Origin of the sequence: Arcicella aurantiaca, from assembly GCF_003148625.1 — a bacterium.
Classification (GTDB): Bacteria; Bacteroidota; Bacteroidia; order Cytophagales; family Spirosomataceae; genus Arcicella; species Arcicella aurantiaca.
Window position 1 is genome coordinate 48,680 of sequence record NZ_QGGO01000008.1, and the last position, 17,343, is coordinate 66,022.

At 34.1% G+C, this 17,343-nt stretch carries 18 protein-coding genes; 12 read left to right on the forward strand and 6 right to left on the reverse strand.

The genetic code is table 11. The annotated features are described in order from the left end of the window. Positions 1 to 110: 110 nt before the first annotated feature. The gene (locus LV89_RS09360; RefSeq protein ID WP_109742780.1) at positions 111 to 2,651 is read left to right on the forward strand and encodes a TonB-dependent receptor; all 2,541 of its coding nucleotides are present in this window, start codon (positions 111 to 113) and stop codon (positions 2,649 to 2,651) included. A gap of 182 nt (positions 2,652 to 2,833) precedes the next feature. Here LV89_RS09360 and LV89_RS09365 read toward each other — a convergent pair whose 3' ends face one another. From LV89_RS09365 to LV89_RS09380, 4 genes are all read right to left on the reverse strand, one after another. Further along, complete coding sequence (locus LV89_RS09365; RefSeq protein ID WP_109742628.1) at positions 2,834 to 3,763, reverse strand: SPFH domain-containing protein; 930 nt, start codon at positions 3,761 to 3,763, stop codon at positions 2,834 to 2,836. 165 nt (positions 3,764 to 3,928) lie between these two features. Further along, complete coding sequence (locus tag LV89_RS09370; protein ID WP_109742629.1) at positions 3,929 to 4,630, reverse strand: SDR family NAD(P)-dependent oxidoreductase; 702 nt, start codon at positions 4,628 to 4,630, stop codon at positions 3,929 to 3,931. Positions 4,631 to 4,720: 90 nt separating this feature from the next. Continuing rightward, positions 4,721 to 5,740 carry a DNA polymerase III subunit delta gene (gene holA / locus LV89_RS09375; protein WP_109742630.1) on the reverse strand — a complete coding sequence of 340 codons (1,020 nt, stop codon included), beginning with the start codon at positions 5,738 to 5,740 and terminating at the stop codon, positions 4,721 to 4,723. 42 nt (positions 5,741 to 5,782) lie between these two features. Next, positions 5,783 to 6,382 (reverse strand): acyl carrier protein phosphodiesterase, encoded by a 600-nt coding sequence (locus tag LV89_RS09380; RefSeq protein WP_109742631.1) that lies wholly within the window; start codon positions 6,380 to 6,382, stop codon positions 5,783 to 5,785. A gap of 102 nt (positions 6,383 to 6,484) precedes the next feature. Between LV89_RS09380 and LV89_RS09385 the strand changes: the two genes are divergently transcribed. Continuing rightward, the gene (locus LV89_RS09385) at positions 6,485 to 6,997 is read left to right on the forward strand and encodes an FKBP-type peptidyl-prolyl cis-trans isomerase (RefSeq protein ID WP_109742632.1); all 513 of its coding nucleotides are present in this window, start codon (positions 6,485 to 6,487) and stop codon (positions 6,995 to 6,997) included. Positions 6,998 to 7,058: 61 nt separating this feature from the next. Further along, positions 7,059 to 7,526: a deoxycytidylate deaminase gene (locus tag LV89_RS09390; RefSeq protein WP_109742781.1), complete on the forward strand. Its 468-nt coding sequence runs from the start codon at positions 7,059 to 7,061 to the stop codon at positions 7,524 to 7,526. Between the two features lie 68 nt (positions 7,527 to 7,594). On the opposite strand, the gene folE is transcribed toward LV89_RS09390, so the two are convergent. Both folE and LV89_RS09400 read right to left on the reverse strand, forming a co-directional pair. Continuing rightward, the gene (folE, locus tag LV89_RS09395; protein WP_109742633.1) at positions 7,595 to 8,296 is read right to left on the reverse strand and encodes a GTP cyclohydrolase I FolE; all 702 of its coding nucleotides are present in this window, start codon (positions 8,294 to 8,296) and stop codon (positions 7,595 to 7,597) included. After that, positions 8,256 to 8,675, reverse strand: coding sequence for a 6-pyruvoyl trahydropterin synthase family protein (locus LV89_RS09400; RefSeq protein ID WP_109742634.1), 420 nt, complete (start codon positions 8,673 to 8,675; stop codon positions 8,256 to 8,258). The genes folE and LV89_RS09400 overlap by 41 nt, the downstream gene beginning before the upstream one ends. A 332-nt stretch (positions 8,676 to 9,007) precedes the next feature. Here LV89_RS09400 and LV89_RS09405 point away from each other — a divergent pair, with 332 nt between their 5' ends. The 9 genes from LV89_RS09405 (at position 9,008) to LV89_RS09445 (ending at position 17,338) form a co-directional block, all read left to right on the forward strand. Further along, on the forward strand, positions 9,008 to 10,360 hold the full coding sequence (locus LV89_RS09405) for a Gfo/Idh/MocA family protein (protein ID WP_109742635.1): 1,353 nt from the start codon (positions 9,008 to 9,010) through the stop codon (positions 10,358 to 10,360). A gap of 240 nt (positions 10,361 to 10,600) precedes the next feature. After that, on the forward strand, positions 10,601 to 11,674 hold the full coding sequence (locus tag LV89_RS09410) for a mevalonate kinase family protein (protein WP_109742636.1): 1,074 nt from the start codon (positions 10,601 to 10,603) through the stop codon (positions 11,672 to 11,674). A gap of 27 nt (positions 11,675 to 11,701) precedes the next feature. Beyond that, on the forward strand, positions 11,702 to 12,562 hold the full coding sequence (locus LV89_RS09415) for a sugar phosphate nucleotidyltransferase (protein ID WP_109742637.1): 861 nt from the start codon (positions 11,702 to 11,704) through the stop codon (positions 12,560 to 12,562). 6 nt (positions 12,563 to 12,568) lie between these two features. Beyond that, a complete protein-coding gene (locus LV89_RS09420; RefSeq protein WP_109742638.1) occupies positions 12,569 to 13,069 on the forward strand; it encodes a hypothetical protein in 501 nt (166 codons plus the stop codon). A gap of 83 nt (positions 13,070 to 13,152) precedes the next feature. After that, positions 13,153 to 13,947 carry a PD-(D/E)XK nuclease family transposase gene (locus LV89_RS09425; protein WP_109742639.1) on the forward strand — a complete coding sequence of 265 codons (795 nt, stop codon included), beginning with the start codon at positions 13,153 to 13,155 and terminating at the stop codon, positions 13,945 to 13,947. Positions 13,948 to 13,993: 46 nt separating this feature from the next. Beyond that, positions 13,994 to 16,033, forward strand: a complete 2,040-nt coding sequence (gene ispG, locus LV89_RS09430) for a (E)-4-hydroxy-3-methylbut-2-enyl-diphosphate synthase (protein WP_109742640.1) — start codon at positions 13,994 to 13,996, stop codon at positions 16,031 to 16,033. A gap of 61 nt (positions 16,034 to 16,094) precedes the next feature. Next, the gene (locus LV89_RS09435; RefSeq protein ID WP_211321183.1) at positions 16,095 to 16,283 is read left to right on the forward strand and encodes a DUF6728 family protein; all 189 of its coding nucleotides are present in this window, start codon (positions 16,095 to 16,097) and stop codon (positions 16,281 to 16,283) included. Positions 16,284 to 16,395: 112 nt separating this feature from the next. After that, on the forward strand, positions 16,396 to 16,746 hold the full coding sequence (locus tag LV89_RS09440; protein WP_109742642.1) for an MmcQ/YjbR family DNA-binding protein: 351 nt from the start codon (positions 16,396 to 16,398) through the stop codon (positions 16,744 to 16,746). A gap of 43 nt (positions 16,747 to 16,789) precedes the next feature. Further along, complete coding sequence (locus LV89_RS09445; RefSeq protein WP_109742643.1) at positions 16,790 to 17,338, forward strand: tetratricopeptide repeat protein; 549 nt, start codon at positions 16,790 to 16,792, stop codon at positions 17,336 to 17,338. Positions 17,339 to 17,343: the final 5 nt, after the last annotated feature.

Below are 17,343 nucleotides of genomic sequence, written 5' to 3' on the forward strand. Positions count from 1 at the left end.
AGCCTGTTTGTCGAATAGTATTGCTGAACTATATAATACTAAAAAGAATGTAATTTTTTATGATTTGCTTTGTTCCAGATTTTACAGTAGAACATAAAAAAATCAAAAATATGAAAAAGCTAAGCTATATTTTCGCTTTAATATTGATGTCAAGTGCCATCGTAAATGCACAATTTGGACCTCCTCCAGGCGGAGGTGGCGGAGATGGAAACGGAAGAAACCGTCAAAATAATCAACCAAGTACGCCAAGTTTTGAAAGTAATGCTCCAAAAGGTAACTCAAAAATTACGGGGTATGTGGTTGATTCAGCCTTAACTGGGGCAGTTGAGTTTGCCAATATTTCATTAATCAATAAAACTACCAATAAACCAATTGATGGAACTATTGCTGACGAAAAAGGTAAATTTTCAATGTCTAAAATTGCCGTAGGCGAGTATAAATTATTGATAACTTTTATCGGTTACGACAATAAAGTTTTTGATAATATCAAAATAGAAAAAGGAAAAGATATAGAATTAGGCGTTATCAAGTTGAGTCCAAGTTCAAAAATGCTTGAAGGTGTAACCGTTTCTGGTGAAAAATCTATGATTGAGGAAAAAGTTGACCGTTTGGTTTATAATGCCGAAAAAGATTTGTCGTCTCGTGGAGGTGATGCCGCAGACGTTCTCAAGAAAGTACCCATGTTATCGGTCGATTTAGATGGTAATGTGTCTTTGAGAGGAACTACGAATATTAAAGTTTTGATTAATAACAAACCTTCAACGATAGTTGCAAGCAGTATTGCAGATGCTCTTAAAATGATTCCTGCTGACTTGATACAGAAAGTTGAAGTAATCACTTCGCCATCTGCCAAATATGATGCTGAAGGTGCGGCAGGTATTATTAACATTCTTACTAAAAAGTCAACGATTGAAGGATTTTCATTGAATATTGACTCTGGACTTGGTTTGAGAGGTTCAAATTTAGGATTGAATGGAAGTTATCGTTCAGGTAAATTAGGGGTAACATTAGGCGGTTTTGGTCGTGCATTTTACAACAAAGCATTCACAACTTTAGACCAATCTACCTTACAAAATAACAATACAGTTTTAACGAAACAAACGGCTGATGCTCAGGATAATGGTTTGTTTGGAAGATATAATTTAGGTTTCGATTATGAGATTTCTAAAAAACAATCTTTGGCGGCTTCAATCAATTTTGGAACACGTAATTTCAATCGTGGACAAGACTATACGACCAATTTGTTTGTAAATGAGAAGTTAAGTTCAACTTCATTCCGTAATGTTGACAGCAAGGATAATTCAAATTCAATTGATGTAAACTTAGACTACGTTAGAACTTTCAAACCTCAACAAGAATGGTCAATTTCAACGATGTATAGCCAAAACAACTTGACTAATAATTTTGATGCAGATTTGTTAAATAACGCTAAAACATTGGTAAGTCGTCAAAGAAACTTAAATGGTAACGTAAACAAAGAATTTACATTACAGACAGATTATGTAACGCCTATTAAAACAAATCAGATGTTTGAAGTAGGTTTAAAAAGCATTTTTCGTAAAGTTGATAGTGATTATCAATATCTTTTTGCAGGAAGTACAGGAGCATTTGCGTCGGATGCTAAAAATCCAGCAGGTTTGTTGAATTATACTCAAAATATCTCTTCTGGGTATGTTTCGTACACCTATTCAACGAAAAACAAATATACTTTTAAGGTTGGAACTCGTTACGAATACACAACGATTGAGGCAAATGACCAAAAAGGAAACATTGCTATTCCATCTTATGGAAATTTAGTACCAAGTGTTAATATTTCAAAAAGTCTTGGCGGTAATTCTACTTTGAAATTGGCGTACAATAACCGTATTTCTCGCCCGGGATTACAACAATTAAATCCAAACTTTAACGCTGCTAATCCACAGAATATCACCATTGGTAATCCAAGTTTAAAACCAGAAATTACCAATAATGTTGAATTGAGTTTAAGTACAAATATCAATAAGACTTACTTAAATATGTCTATTTTTGGAAGACAAACTAATAACTCAATTTTGCGTATCAGTTCTCCGTCAGACACTTTGGCAGGTGCTATTGTTACAACTTTCCAAAACGTAGGTAAGCAACAAACTTTCGGTACAAATATTTTTGGAAATGTTTTCTTGACTTCAAAATGGAGCTTGAACGGCGGAATAGATTTAATGTATAATTACTTAGATGGTCAGGTAGTTGATGCCACAGGAAAATATGCAACCATTAATAATTCGGGCTGGACTTTGGGCGGAAGAATAATGACGCAAGTGCAATTGCCAAACGGTTGGGGAATTCAAGGATTTGGAGGATACAGAGGCAATCAAGTACAATTACAAGGTATGCAAGGCGGTGCTGGTATGTACTCATTGGGTTTAAAGAAAGATTTACCTAACAAAAAAGGAAGTATCGGTTTAGCGGGAGAAAACTTCTTCGGAGGAATGTCAATGACTTCAACGTTAAATTCTGCTCAATTTAACCAAGTAAGTGTCAATAATATTTACAACCAAAACATCAAATTGACCTTAAATCTTAAAATTGGTAACATGAAATTCGTGGAACAAAAGAAAACGAAAGGTGTTAAAAATGATGATGTAAAAGGTGGAGGTGAAGCAACTAATTAATGTTACTAAGTAGGGGTTGGGATTTAGGGATTAGGATTTAGTATCGATAAAATTACTATTTTGTATTCTGTAAGTTATTAGTATTCAGGTTTATATTAATCGAAATACTTAAATCATCATTGTACTTATTATTTTGATTAAAAAAGCAGAATGGATTTCCATTCTGCTTTTTTAATTCAAAATTACTTATTCAAATCACTGCTTTTCAGTTGCTGAACTGCCATAATTTGTTTCATCGTTTTTTCCATTCCTTCGGTTGAACCGTCCAAGAAAATAACGTTTCCTTCACCTTGTTCTGCAAAATGTTTAACGGCTTCTGTCCACATTGAGAATAAAATTAATGAAGAATCTAAGTTAGCATCTGCCATTACTTTCGCTGACTCTGCCATACCTTTTGCCACTTCTTCACGGAAAAGAGCCACACCTTGTCCACGTAATTGAGACGCAATTTTTTCTGCTTCTGCCGAAATTCTGATAGCATTTCCTTCCGCTTCGGCAGCTTTCGTTTTGGTAATTAATAATGCCTGACCTTCATTTTCTGCGGCTGCTTTCAAGTTATTCGATGCCACAACCTGAGCCATTGAACGCATAATAGATTCATCAAAAGCGATGTCATTCAACTGTAAATCAATCAAATGATAACCCCATTGTTCAAGCGTTTCGTCTAATTCTAATTTTACATTTTGAACAATTTCACCACGTAATAATAAAACCTCAGCTTGTCTTTTGGTTGCCACAAAAGCTCTAATCGTTCCTTCAACCGTGCGAATGAGTGCTTGCATAAAAGAACGCTCATCCATGTATTTAAAAGCTACATTCTTAATGGTATTTTCGTCTTGATTAACAACGGCATACACCAACATAGCTTTGAAATTAACATTGGCTTGGTCGGCAGTAATGGCTTGAAAATCAAGCTCCATCGAACGGTTTTGGATTGAAATTCTCTTGAAAATAAATTCAATAAATGGAATTTTGAAGTTCAAACCCGGTGTCATAATTCTTTGGTATTTCCCAAAAATAGTAATCACTGCTACCGTACCTTGATTGACTACAACAATAGAGAGAAAAACCACTACGGCTGCTAAAACGAAAAAGAATAATAAAAAGCTCATTTGTTAAATTGTTTAAGGATGAAAATTAAAACAGCACCAAAGTACATAAAACTTTGATGCTGTTTGTCAAATTGGGATGAATCGCCCAAAATATTTTTTAAATGGTCTGTAATCCGCTACTTCCGCATCGGCAAAAAATACATTATTCGATGCGTAAGCATCAAGTTACATCATTTTTATAGACCCCATTCCGCCATCAACGCCCAAAACTTGTCCTGTAATCCAAGTCGATTCATCTGAAAGTAAAAAAGTGGTAATGTTTGCAATGTCTGCTGATGTACCAAAACGCCCGATTGGATGCCTTTTATTTGACGCTTCTTTCTTTTCATCATTTGAAAGTAGATTTTTTGCCAGCGGTGTATCTGTCAAAGAAGGAGCAATACAATTGACCCTGATTTTTGCAGGTGCTAATTCAGCAGCTAAGGATAGCGTCAAGCCTTCAATAGCTCCTTTTGATGCCGCCACAGAAGCATGAAAACCCATTCCAACTTTCACTGCCACAGTGCTATATAATACCACAGAAGCACTTTCAGCCTTTTTTAATTTAGGTAAAACCGCTTGAATGACTGAAATCGCTCCTAAGACATTTATTTGAAAATCATTTTTGAAATCCTCCTGACTCAAACGATGAAAAGGCTTTAAATTTATAGTTCCAGGGCAATAAACGACTCCATCTAAGGTTTCTGGAAGGTTTGCAAAAGCATTTGTGTCTGGATTTTGTGCATCCCAAACAAGGTGCGTAATTCCTGCTAAATCAGGCTGATTTCTCGAAGCCGTGTAAACATTATAACCCTTGCTTAATAAGATTTTAGCGGCTTCAAAGCCAATTCCAGAACTTGCACCAACGATTAATATATTTTTTGACATGATTGTTTTTAAATGAAAGTGAACAAAAAAGCATCTAAGTTTTTAACCTCAGATGCTTTTAAATGTTTTAGAAAACTTTTTTTTAAATAATTAGTGCAAAATTCTAAAGGTCATTTCTTTTAATGCTTCACCATCGCTCAAAGAACCACTTTCTACGCCTTTCGACTTTAAATCTAACTTTTTAATTTCACCAATAATCTGTACAACTTTTGCCAAATTATAATTACGAATGGCAGAAATATAATCTTTAGTAAAAAAAGGATTTACCCCTAAAACCACCGCTAAATTTCTCTCCGATTTATCTTGTGTTGCATGAGTGAGAAGCACTTTTGAAAAGAAATTATAAAGCAATAATACGATTGGGGCAAGCGGATTATCTTTGGGATTGGCAGCAAAGAAATTAACAATTTGATTTGCTCGCAAAACATCTCTGTTTATTAACGCTTTCTGAAATTCAAAATAATTATATTCTTTACTAATACCCACATATTTTTCTACAACTTGAGCGTTGATTTCTTCGTCAATTCGCAAATTGAGCATGATTTTGTCAATTTCTGATGCCAAACGTTTTAAATCATTCCCAACGTTTTCTACCAACATTTCAATGGCTTTTCGACTGATTTTTAAACCATGTTCATGGCAATATTCAAGTATCCAATCCGGGATTTTGTTGTCGTAAAACTTCTTAGAAGTCATTAAAATCCCTGCTTTGTCAAATGTTTTTACCCAAGTTTTTCGTTCATCGGCAGAAGCCTTAAAAACCAAAACTAAAATGGTGGACGATAACGGATTTTTTGCATAATTTTCTAAAGCCACCTGCATTTCTTTCTGCTCAATTCCTTGTAAACCTTGGGCTTCTTTCACCAAAATCAACTGGCGTTCTGCCATCATCGGAAAGCGTTTTGCGTGTGAAATTAAGGCAGGAACAGTTAAATCTTTCCCAAAAAACACAAATTGATTAAAGCTTCTGTCGGAAGGGGAAAGGGCATTTTCTTCAATAAAATCCGACACTTTGTCGATATAATACGGTTCATCACCGTGTAATAAATACAGTGGAGCGTAAACTTTTTTCTTTAAATCTTTTAAAACGTCAGCAGCAGATTTAGGCATTTTTGTAATAGAGATTAGGTTTTGGCTTGTAAAATTAACAATCTAAGCATTAGCATTGATAAACTTTTGGCAATGTTCAATTAACTCAGGGAAAAACTCTTTAAATTCAATTTCATACAGTTCATAATCATTCTTCAAATCCTCAGTGGCATTCTCAATGCCTGATTTAAAGCTCAAACGTTGAGAAATTCCTTTCAAAGACCATTCAATCCCTTCGTAAGTCGCATAACTTGTAAACCAATTTCTTTTAATCATTGAATTTACCATTCTGTCCATTGGTTCTGGAATTTCGTCTTTTCTGAGTATCAATAAATCATAAAATTGTTGGCTAAATTCAGAGAGATTTACTTCCGAATAATCTGTAAAATTTTTAGCAAAAACATTGTCATAAAACATATCAACAACGATTCCCGAAAATTTACGGTATTTGGGTTGTAGGCGGTCTATACTTTGCCTAACAATGGGATGTGAATCTGTAAAAAAGTCAATTTCTCGATGCAGAGCCATTCCCTTAATTATGCCTTGTGAGTACGGTGAGTTGTGTAATTTATTTAAACGACCTTTTACAAAATCGCCTAAAAAATTGCCAATTTTAAGGTCGTCATCGTTCCCAGAGAGATAAGTATGTGCTAAAAAATTCAAATGGATAGTTTTTTTAATTTCTTAATCATAAAGTTAAGCAAAAACTGTTACCTTTTTATGGGATATGATTAACTTCGTGAATCATTTTAAAAACTTAGCATAATGCAAATTACGAATGAAAAAGTTGTTACGTTAATGTATGAATTGACAGTAACCGATGCCGATGGAGAAAAAGAACTAATCGAAACCGTTGAGCAAGAAGACCCTATGGCATTCATTCAGGGAATGAGTGGCTTACCTGAAGCCTTTGAAGAAAATATTGAAGGTCTTTCTGTGGGTGACACCTTTGAATTTTCTATTCCAGCAGAAGATGGATACGGAGAATATGACCCAACTGCGGTTGTTGAATTACCTAAAGATATTTTTAAAGTTGACGGTGAATACGTTGAAGAAATGTTGGAAGTTGGGAACTATTTACCAATGACTGATGATAGAGGTAATCAATTGAACGGTAGAGTTTTAGCCGTAGAAGCTGACTTTGTAAGAATGGATTTTAATCATCCTTTAGCCGACAAAGAAATGTTCTTTAAAGGTACTATTTTAGGTGTTAGAGATGCTACTCAGTCTGAAATTGAACACGGACACGTTCATGGTGAAGGAGGAGTTCATCATTAATATTAGTGAGTTTAAAGTTTATGAAAGTGAACTTTAAACTACTATGCTAAAAACACCAAATATGCAAAAACCAGATTTTGACGATATATTTATGGACTTGGCGATAAATCTTGCCAAACGTTCACATTGTATCAAAGCACAAGTTGGGGCAGTTTTGACTAAAGATACCCGCATTATTTCAATTGGCTATAATGGTCCACCCGCAGGTACACACAATTGCGATATTGAATTTCCAATTGATGGTTGCGAAAGAGACTCAAAAGGAAGTTGCTCTTTGGCACTTCATGCAGAACAAAATGCGATTTTATATGCTGCCAAAAATGGAGCATTCATTGAAGGTTCAACGATTTATGTAACTTTATCGCCTTGTATTGCCTGTGCCAGAATTATTTATAGCATGAAAATTTCTAAGGTAATTTTCCTTAATTCTTATGCAGAATATAAAGGAATTGGTAAAGACGAAGGAGTTGAGTTTTTGAGGAAATTTGGCGTTGAAGTTGTCCGCTATATTCCAAAAGAAGATAATTAAGTTTATCCTGTGGCTGAGAAACTCAGCCACAGGATATTATAAAGAAATATTGTTCAGAAAATTCTGAATTACGAAATATATTTCAAAAACTCCGCCTTAGTTGCATCGTCCTGAAATTTACCGCCATAATAACTTGTAATTGTTGAGGAGGTATCATCTTTCACCCCACGTGAAGCCACACAAAGGTGTTTGGCATCAATCATAATTGCCACGTCCTCTGTACCTAAAATCTTCTGTAATTCTTTGGCAATTTGCATGGTCAAACGTTCTTGTACTTGTGGACGTTTGGCAAAGTGTTGCACAATTCTATTTAATTTAGAAAGTCCGATGACTTGTCCGTTGGCAATATAAGCTACATGAGCCTTTCCAAAAATGGGTACAAAATGATGTTCGCAGTTTGAATAGAAAGAAATATTTTTTTCTACTAACATTTCATTGTACTGATATTTATTGTCAAAAAGTGCTACCGATGGCATATTTTTAGGGTCAAGACCGCTAAAAATCTCTTTTACGTACATTTTAGCCACTCTTTTGGGCGTTCCTTTCAAAGAATCATCCTTCAAGTCTAAGCCTAATGTTTCCATAATTTGACGAAAATGATATTCAATTTGAGCCATTTTTTCTTCATCGCTCATTTCAAAAGCATCGTCACGCATGGGAGTATCCACCGAAGTCATAATATGCTCATCGCCAATTTCTTCGTCAGTAAACATAATTTTTTTGTTGTTATCAACCAATAGGGTATTCAACAAAGTTTCGTTCGGTTTCATACAATCTAATTTTAAGGTCAAAGTTTTTGTTGATTTTGTCTCTAAGTTTATCGTAAATGACGATGGCAATATTTTCAGCGGACGGATTCAAATCTTTAAATTCTTCGGTATCAAGGTTTAGATTTTTATGGTCAAAGTTATCTAAAACTTCACACTTTATCAATTCACTCAAAATTTTCATATCCATTACATACCCTGTTTCTGGGTCTATTTCCCCTGTTACTTGTACTATTAGGTCGTAATTATGCCCATGAAAGTTATAGTTATTACATTTTCCATAGACACGTTCATTTTTCTCATCCGACCAATTCGGATTATTCAGACGGTGAGCGGCATTAAAATGCTCTTTTCTAAACACCGCCACTTTTTTTTGCGTCATGCTTTTTATGTTTTTATGAAATTGGTTATCCTTCAAGGGTCAGCTAATTCATTAAAGGATTGAGACAATTTTCGGGGATTTAGTCTCCAAGTTTAAAAGTCGTCTGAAAGGTTGTCAGCAACACTATTAAACTAAATCTGCGTTTGTTCTTTATTATTACAACTGTATGTTTTCAAAATTGTTTGGTTTTGTTTAATAAGTTTTTAAAATAATTAAACAAAATTCTGAAAAATGAACATACATTGAAAAAACACCTTTGAAACGGGAGTAGTTCAAAAAAGTCTTGTAACTTAACGAAAAAATAAAATAACTTCATTAATATCTCAAAAACTATGAAACGTAGAGCATTTCTGCAACATACTGCTTTGGCGGGTTCTTCCGCAATTGTATTACCCAACGTCATTTTTGGAAAGGAAAAAGAAGAGAAAAAAGTACGACTTGGCTTTATTGGTGTCGGTCTGAGAGGGCGTAACCACGTAGAACAAGCACTTTTTAGACCTGATGTAGAAATTAATGCGATTTGCGACATCAACCAGACTGAAATTGATAAGACTTTAGCCCTCATTAAATCAAAAAATCGGAAAGAGCCTGTTGTTTATAAGAATGGAGAACACGATTTTGAGAATATGGTTAAACGTGATGATTTAGATGGAATCGTCATTGCAACGCCTTGGGAATGGCACGTTCCAATGGCAGTTGTTGCCATGAAAGCAGGGAAATATACCGCAGTGGAGGTTTCGGCAACGGTAACTTTGCAAGAATCTTGGGATTTGGTAAATACTTACGAAAAGACAGGCTCACATTGTATGATTCTCGAAAATGTCTGTTATCGTCGTGATGTAATGGCGGTATTGAATATGGTGCGTCAGAATATGTTTGGAGATTTATTACACACACAATGCGGTTATCAGCATGATTTACGTGAAGTAAAATTTAACGACGGTAAACAATATTATGGCGGAGGTGTAGAATTTGGAGAAAAAGCCATTTCAGAAGCTCGTTGGAGAACTCAACATTCCGTAGATAGAAACGGAGATTTATATCCAACGCATGGTTTAGGCCCAGTAGCAGAAATGTTAAATATAAATCGTGGAAATCAGTTTTTGTATTTGACCTCAATGGCAACTAAATCAATGGGTTTGCATGAATATATTGTAAAAAAAGGAGGAGAGAATCACCCAAATGCCAAAGTGAAGTTTAAGTTAGGAGATATTGTAACAACCAATATAAAATGTGCTAATGGTGAAACCATAACGATTACGCATGATACCAACTTGCCACGTCCATATTCTTTAGGTTTTAGAGTACAAGGAACAAATGGTCTTTGGATGAATGACGGCAATCATATTTACTTGGAAGGAATTAGTAAAAAGCCACACACTTGGGACGATTTTAAAGAATATCAAGAAAAATACGACCATCCACTTTGGAAAACACACGCACAAAGTGCCGAAAATGCGGGTCATGGCGGAATCGACTTTTTTGTGATTAGAGCTTTTATCGAATCTATTAAAAGAAATGTTGCTCCACCAATTGACGTATATGATGCAGCCGCATGGTCGGCGATTAGTCCTCTGTCAGAAGAATCAATTGCGAAAGGTTCAGCACCAATCAAAATTCCAGATTTTACTCGTGGAAAATGGAAAACTAACAAACCCATTTTTGCTTTAAATGATGAGTATTAACGTAACACAGACTTTAGTCTGTAAGTTTTGTAATTTTACATACAGACTAAAGTCTGTGTTACTTTTACTTAATTTTACTCGTGGAAAATGGAAAACTAACAAACCCATTTTTGCTTTGACTGATGAGTATTAGTGTAACACAGACTTTAGTCTGTAAGTTGTTTACAGACTAAAGTCTGTGTTACTTTTACTTATAAATTGTTTTTACTAATTTCACAGTAATTTATTGCCGAAATTTGAATGAAAAATACGATTAGTGTATCAACTCCTGGTAGAATTTGCCTTTTTGGAGAGCATCAAGATTATTTAGGTTTACCTGTTATTGCGGCGGCTATTTCACGAAGAGTTAATATTAAAGGTCATTCTTCCCATGAGTCAAAAGCCATTATTCATTTACCAGATATTAGAAGAAATGTAAGTTTTGATATTTTTCCAGAAATGCCCTATACTTCAAAAAGGGACTATTTTAAATCAGCTTTAAATATCTTGCAAAGAAATGGTTATACCTTTCAGAATGGTGTAGAATGTACTGTTAGAGGAAATATTCCTATCAATTCTGGAACTTCAAGTTCTTCGGCATTATTAGTTAATTGGATTCACTTCTTAACAAAAGTTGCTGATAACCCCAAAGTTCTTTCTGAAGAAAACATTGCTGAAATTGCCTATCAGGCAGAGGTGGCAGAATTTAAAGAAGCAGGTGGGATGATGGACCATTATTCAACTGCGGTTGGAAATGTTATTTATTTAGAATCTACCCCAAAAATTAAGGTAGAGACTTTAAAACCCCAATTAGGTACATTTGTTTTAGGTGATTCGCAAGAACCGAAAGACACCGTTGGCATATTGAAAAGAGTAAAATATGGAGTAATTGAAGCAATTGATAAAATAAAGAAAGTCAATCCAGAATATTCATTATTTACTACAAATCCAGAAGAATTAGCCGATTATGAAAAACTTCTCACCACAGAAGAATTTGCTTTAATTCAGGCAAATATTGCTAATCGTGATATTTTGGTAAAAGCTTTAGATTTATTGAAATCTCCGTCATTTAATGATAAAGATTTAGGTGAATTACTGAATATTCATCAAGATAATTTGAGAGATAAATTGAAAATTTCAACCCCTAAAATTGATAGAATGATTCAAGCGGGTTTAGACGCAGGAGCTTTAGGAGGAAAAATAAATGGTTCTGGCGGAGGTGGTTGTATGTTTGTTTATGCTCCTCAAAATGCTCTTGAAGTAGCGAAAGCCATTGAAAATCAAGGTGGGAGGGCTTACATCATTCGAGTTGATGAAGGAACAAAGGAAGATTAAAAAAGTAAAAAATAGAACGAAAAATAAATGGCAAAATTATTAATCATGGCGGGCGGAATGTCGTCACGAATGAAAAAAGTTGAAGGTTCAGAAGCACTTGATTCAGCTTTGGTACAACAAGCTAATACACTTCCAAAAGGAATGATTGGCGTTGGGAAAGACGGAAGACCTTTTATGGATTACCTTATTTATAATGCTCATTTAGCAGGATACGATGAGGTTTTAATCTTGAAAAATCCGAAAGATACCGTTACAAAGCCTTATTATGATAAATTAGTGGAGGATGGAAAAGCATGGGGAATGAAGTTTAGATATGCTACACAACAAATCGCAGCAGACCGTGAAAAACCCGCAGGAACTGCCGATGCTATTCAACAAGCTTTAGAACAAACGCCTGATTGGAAAGGTGGAAGATTTACTGTTTGTAATTCTGATAATTTGTATTCAGTACAAGTTTTGACACTTTTAAAAGAAAACCCAATTCAAAATGCCGTAGTTTCTTATGAAAGTATTGCGTTGGGTGTTGAACCTGAACGTGTAAAAGCCTTTGCGGTTATTAAAGCCGATGAAGAAGGTTATTTGGTAGAAATTATTGAAAAGCCAAACGACGAACAAATTGATTCTGCCAAAGATGCAAATGGTAAAATTGGTGTAAACATGAATGTATTTCATTTCAATTATGATGACATTTTGGAATATGTAACCAAAGAACCATTTAATCCTGTGCGTAATGAGCGTGAGTTGCCAAGTGCGGTAATGAAAATGGCTCGTGAAAATCAGAAAAAGGTAATTACAGTTTCTGTGGAGGAAAACGTACCAGATTTGACATCTAAAGGAGATATTTCAATTGTTCAAAAATACTTAGTGGATACTTTTGGCGATTTTTAATAAAGCATGAAGAAAATTGTAGTCCTCCTAATAATTTCAATTTATAGTTTGAAATTATATTCACAGAACAATGCTCAGAATCGAGAACCAACCTATTATTTAGATTCGGTTGAATGTGTAGGCATTCCCCAATTTGACCCTTTATTTATTGATAATCTACGAATTGGAAATAAAGCTGGAACAAATGGACAGGTTTTTATTAACACGAAAAAAAGCCATAAGTTTAATTGGATATATTTTAGTACAATTGCTGCAAATTATTCCAAGTACAAAACTGCCTTATTCATGGTCAATAATGAGTTAGTGAAAAACCAAAAATATAATAAAATTGATTCTTCATATATTTTGAAAATTGAACAATTTGATAGCAAAGATTTATTGGTAGTTGGAAAGAAAATAAAAAAAACGGTGATTCTCAATATTATAACTAAAACAAAGGAGAATATTGAAAAATCAAAGATAATTCATATTCGAGGTTCTAATGAACTAACTAAAAATACCAATTAATCATAACTATCATGCCTCGATAAACGTTATAAGTTTGTCGAGGTATTTTTTTACCTTTGTAAAGAAATCAAAATACGATAATCATGCTCGGAAATTTAGATAACGAAGTTATTTTCAAAAAAGCCTTTACTGATAAAATTGTTTTTAAACAGTTTGTTAAAGATATTTTAGAAATTGATGTTGAAATTGATACTATTGAAACTGAAAAAAAGTTTAATCCTAAAATTGGTCATATAGATTTTGAGCTTGATATTTTTGCAGAAACAATTGATAAACGAGTAGTGATTGAAATTCAAAAAGTAGAGTACGACCATAATTTCGATAGATTTTTACATTACTTTTTTATGGTCATTGCCGAACAACAAAGACGTAGTGCAGAATATGGAATTGAACAGATAGTGTATATGATAGTAGTTTTGACTGCACCATATTCAATTAATCAGAAAAACGGCAAACCAGTAAAAGATGAATTTTTAATGGTGAATATCAATCCAAAAACATTTAAGGGAGAGGAAAGAGATATTTATGGTCATCAATTCGTATGTCTAAATCCAAACCATCCTGATAAAGAAACTCCTAAAAGAATTCGAGATTGGTTAGATTTAATTTATCAATCAATTCACAGTCCAGAACGACCGAATGTAAATGAATCAAATGAAGGAATAAAGCGAGTAGTTGACTTAATTAGCTTTGAAGATTTATCGCCTGTAGAATTGGCGGAAGCAAAGAAAAAAGAATCAACGAAGGTAGCATCTTTGAAAATGAAGCGTTCAGTTGCCTTAGAAATTGCTCAGAATTTGAAAAATATTGGAATGTCAGATGATGATATTTTGAAAGTTACAGGTCTAACTGAAATTGAAATCAAATATCTGGAGTAAATAATTATCCCTAAATCATTGAAAATAATCCGATTAAAGCAAAAAAATGTCAAGCAATAACTCACAAGTAGTAAACCTTATTGAAAACGGAAACCGTTATGCCAACTCATTAACGGAGTATTCTCGCCGTAAAACCATTACTGTCAATATTGGCGATGTACCGATGGGTTCAGATTTTCCGATAAGAGTGCAGTCAATGACTACCATTGACACGATGGATACCATTGGGTCGGTAGAACAAACCATTAGAATGGTTGAGTCTGGTTGCGAATATGTACGTATTACTGCACCATCGGTAAAAGAAGCTCAAAATTTAGATAATATTCGTAAAGAGTTAAGAGTAAGAGGATATAACGTTCCATTAGTTGCCGATATTCACTTTACGCCAAATGCAGCAGAATTAGCAGCTCGCTTGGTTGAAAAAGTTAGAATAAACCCCGGTAATTATGCTGACAAAAAGCGTTTTGAAACCATAGATTATACCGAATCTTCGTATCAGGCTGAATTAGATAGAATCAGGGATAAATTTTTGCCTTTAGTAAATATCTGTAAAGAATATGGTACTGCCATGCGTATTGGTACAAATCATGGTTCGTTAAGTGATAGAATTTTAAGTCGGTACGGAGATACGCCACTCGGAATGGTTGAATCTGCTTTGGAGTTTTTGAGAATTTGCGAAGACGAAAATTATGATAATATCGTTCTTTCAATGAAGGCTTCTAACACACAAGTGATGGTGGAGGCGTATCGTTTATTATGCAAAAAACTGAACGAAGAAGGTTTAAAACCTTATCCCTTGCATTTAGGTGTTACAGAAGCTGGAGAAGGCGAAGATGGAAGAATTAAATCTGCCGTTGGAATTGGTACATTATTGGAAGACGGTTTAGGAGATACTGTAAGAGTTAGCTTAACAGAAGACCCAGAACTGGAAGCTCCTGTGGCAAAAGCTTTAATTGATAGATATTCAAATAGAAAAGAAAATTCAAAATTGATTGCGAATTTTAACTCACAACTCACAACTATCAATTCACAACTGAAATTCGATTCACCAATAAATCCCTTTCAATATCACAGAAGAACAACGCATGAAGTAGCAAACTTTGGTGGTCATAATGTACCAAGGGTTATTGCTGATTATTCGCAAATTGAAGTTTCGGAACATGATGATTTAAAAACGATTGGACATTTTTATTTGCCTTTGCCTGATAAATGGACAATGAATGATTTAGGAGCTGACTACATTTACACCGCTCAAAATCCTGCGAAATTCATGTTGCCAATGGGATTAAAAGAAATTTTGGATTATAGTATTTGGAAAGAACAAGCCGATAAAATCAACAAAATTCCATTATTTTCTTTAAATGAATTTGTAGAATCGACGGCTCTGAAACATGAAAGTCTTAATTTTTTAAAGCTTTCTCTTGCTGAATTAGATGAGAAAACAATTTCATTATTAAAAGTTGAAACTAAAACGGTTTTGTGTGTACAAACAGATAATGCACACGCAATGCCAGAATTGAGGAGATTTTTCTTTGAATTGATTGAAAATAAGATTACGCTTCCTGTTGTAATTTTAAGAGAATATGAAAATTTACCAGAAAGTGATTTTCAGTTATTTTCTGCCACCGATTGCGGAGGTTTGTTAATTGATGGTTTGGGTGACGGTATTTTATTGAAAATGCCAGAATTATCTTCAAAATCAGAACTTTTAGCCTTGTCAAAAAGTTACAATTCAACAGCTTTTGGTATTTTGCAAGCTGCTCGTACCCGTATGAGCAAGACAGAATATATTTCGTGTCCATCTTGTGGTAGAACGTTATTTGACTTGCAGGAAACCACTGCTATGATTCGTAAAAGAACGGAACATTTGAAAGGCGTAAAAATTGGTATTATGGGTTGTATCGTGAATGGTCCGGGTGAAATGGCTGATGCCGATTATGGTTATGTGGGTGTTGGAAAGGACAAGATTTCATTGTATCGAGGTCAAGAAGTAGTGAAAAAATCAGTTCATTCTGATAATGCAGTTAATGAATTGATTGAAATTATGAAAGAAGATGGTATTTGGTTTGAACCAAATAATGTATAACGATTCTCCAGAATCGTAAAAACGTAAAACACTCGAATCTGGAGTTTCGAGTTCCATATATATGTCTAAATTAAAAGAACAATTCAAATTAGGAGAAGCTTTTAGCTATTTCTTTAGAATTTTTGGGAAACAAGACCCATCAAAGCCAACAAATTTTAACATCAAAACTATGCACACCATTAATAAAATATCAATTTTGATGTTTTTAATGTGTTTGTGCGTCATGATTTATAGAGCAATTTTTAGATAATACATGTAGTTCGGACAGCCTTGTCCGTATTTTAAAAAATTAACTTCGGACAAGGCTGTCCGTATTTTTAAAATTTAACTTCGGAACTTCGGACAAGGCTGTCCGTTTTACAGTGAATATAGAAGAATTCAGAGAGTTTTGTTTAGCTAAAAAAGGAGTTACTGAAGAACTACCTTTTGGTCCAGATACTTTAGTTTATAAAGTGGCTGGGAAAATATTTGCCTTAACCAGCCTCGATACTGAAGTTTTTAGCGTTAGTTTAAAATGTGAACCCAATTTTGCTCTTGAACTCAGAGAAAAGTTTGATTATATTGGTGGAGGTTATCATTTGAATAAAAAACATTGGAATACTGTTAATGGAGACATTGCACCAACCAAACAATTGAGCGAACTAACAAATCATTCATACCAAATTGTTGTGGAGGGTTTAACGAAAAAAGTTAAAGCCGAATTTGGTTTTTAATTTCCAGAGTTTCTTGATTTCTTAATCTATAATTTTTAAAATCATGGAATGGTTACTGTTACTTTTTTTCATGCCTTTTGTGCTAACCATGATGTTTTTTAATTGGTTAGAGAAAAAGTTTTTTTCTTTTCGTGACCGTGAAAAATTGGGAGAAGGGGAAATTTTATTAGAAGGAAAGAAATATTTTGAAGCTCAATTATTCTTTTCCGAGAAATTGAAATATTTTCCTAAATCTTCAAAAGCGTATTTTTTAAGAGGCAAATGTCAATTTCATCTTGAAAATTATTACTCTGCCTTGTTTGATTTTGAACAGTCAATTTCTTTCGATAATACGATTGGAGAGTTGTACGTCTGGAAGGGAAAAACTTTATATAAATTAGAAGAGTTTGATAAGGCATTTTTAGAATTTGATAAAGCTGATTGGTATTATCGTTCCGAAAATGCAGTTGCTTTACGTTGGCGGGGAATGGCTCGATATTGTGTAGGACAAGTTGAAAATGCCATTTATGATTTTACAAGAGCCGTAGAATTGGGAGATGAAGATGCCGCCCATATTTTGAGAACAAAATTTGAATATATCAAAAAGAAATAAAAGCC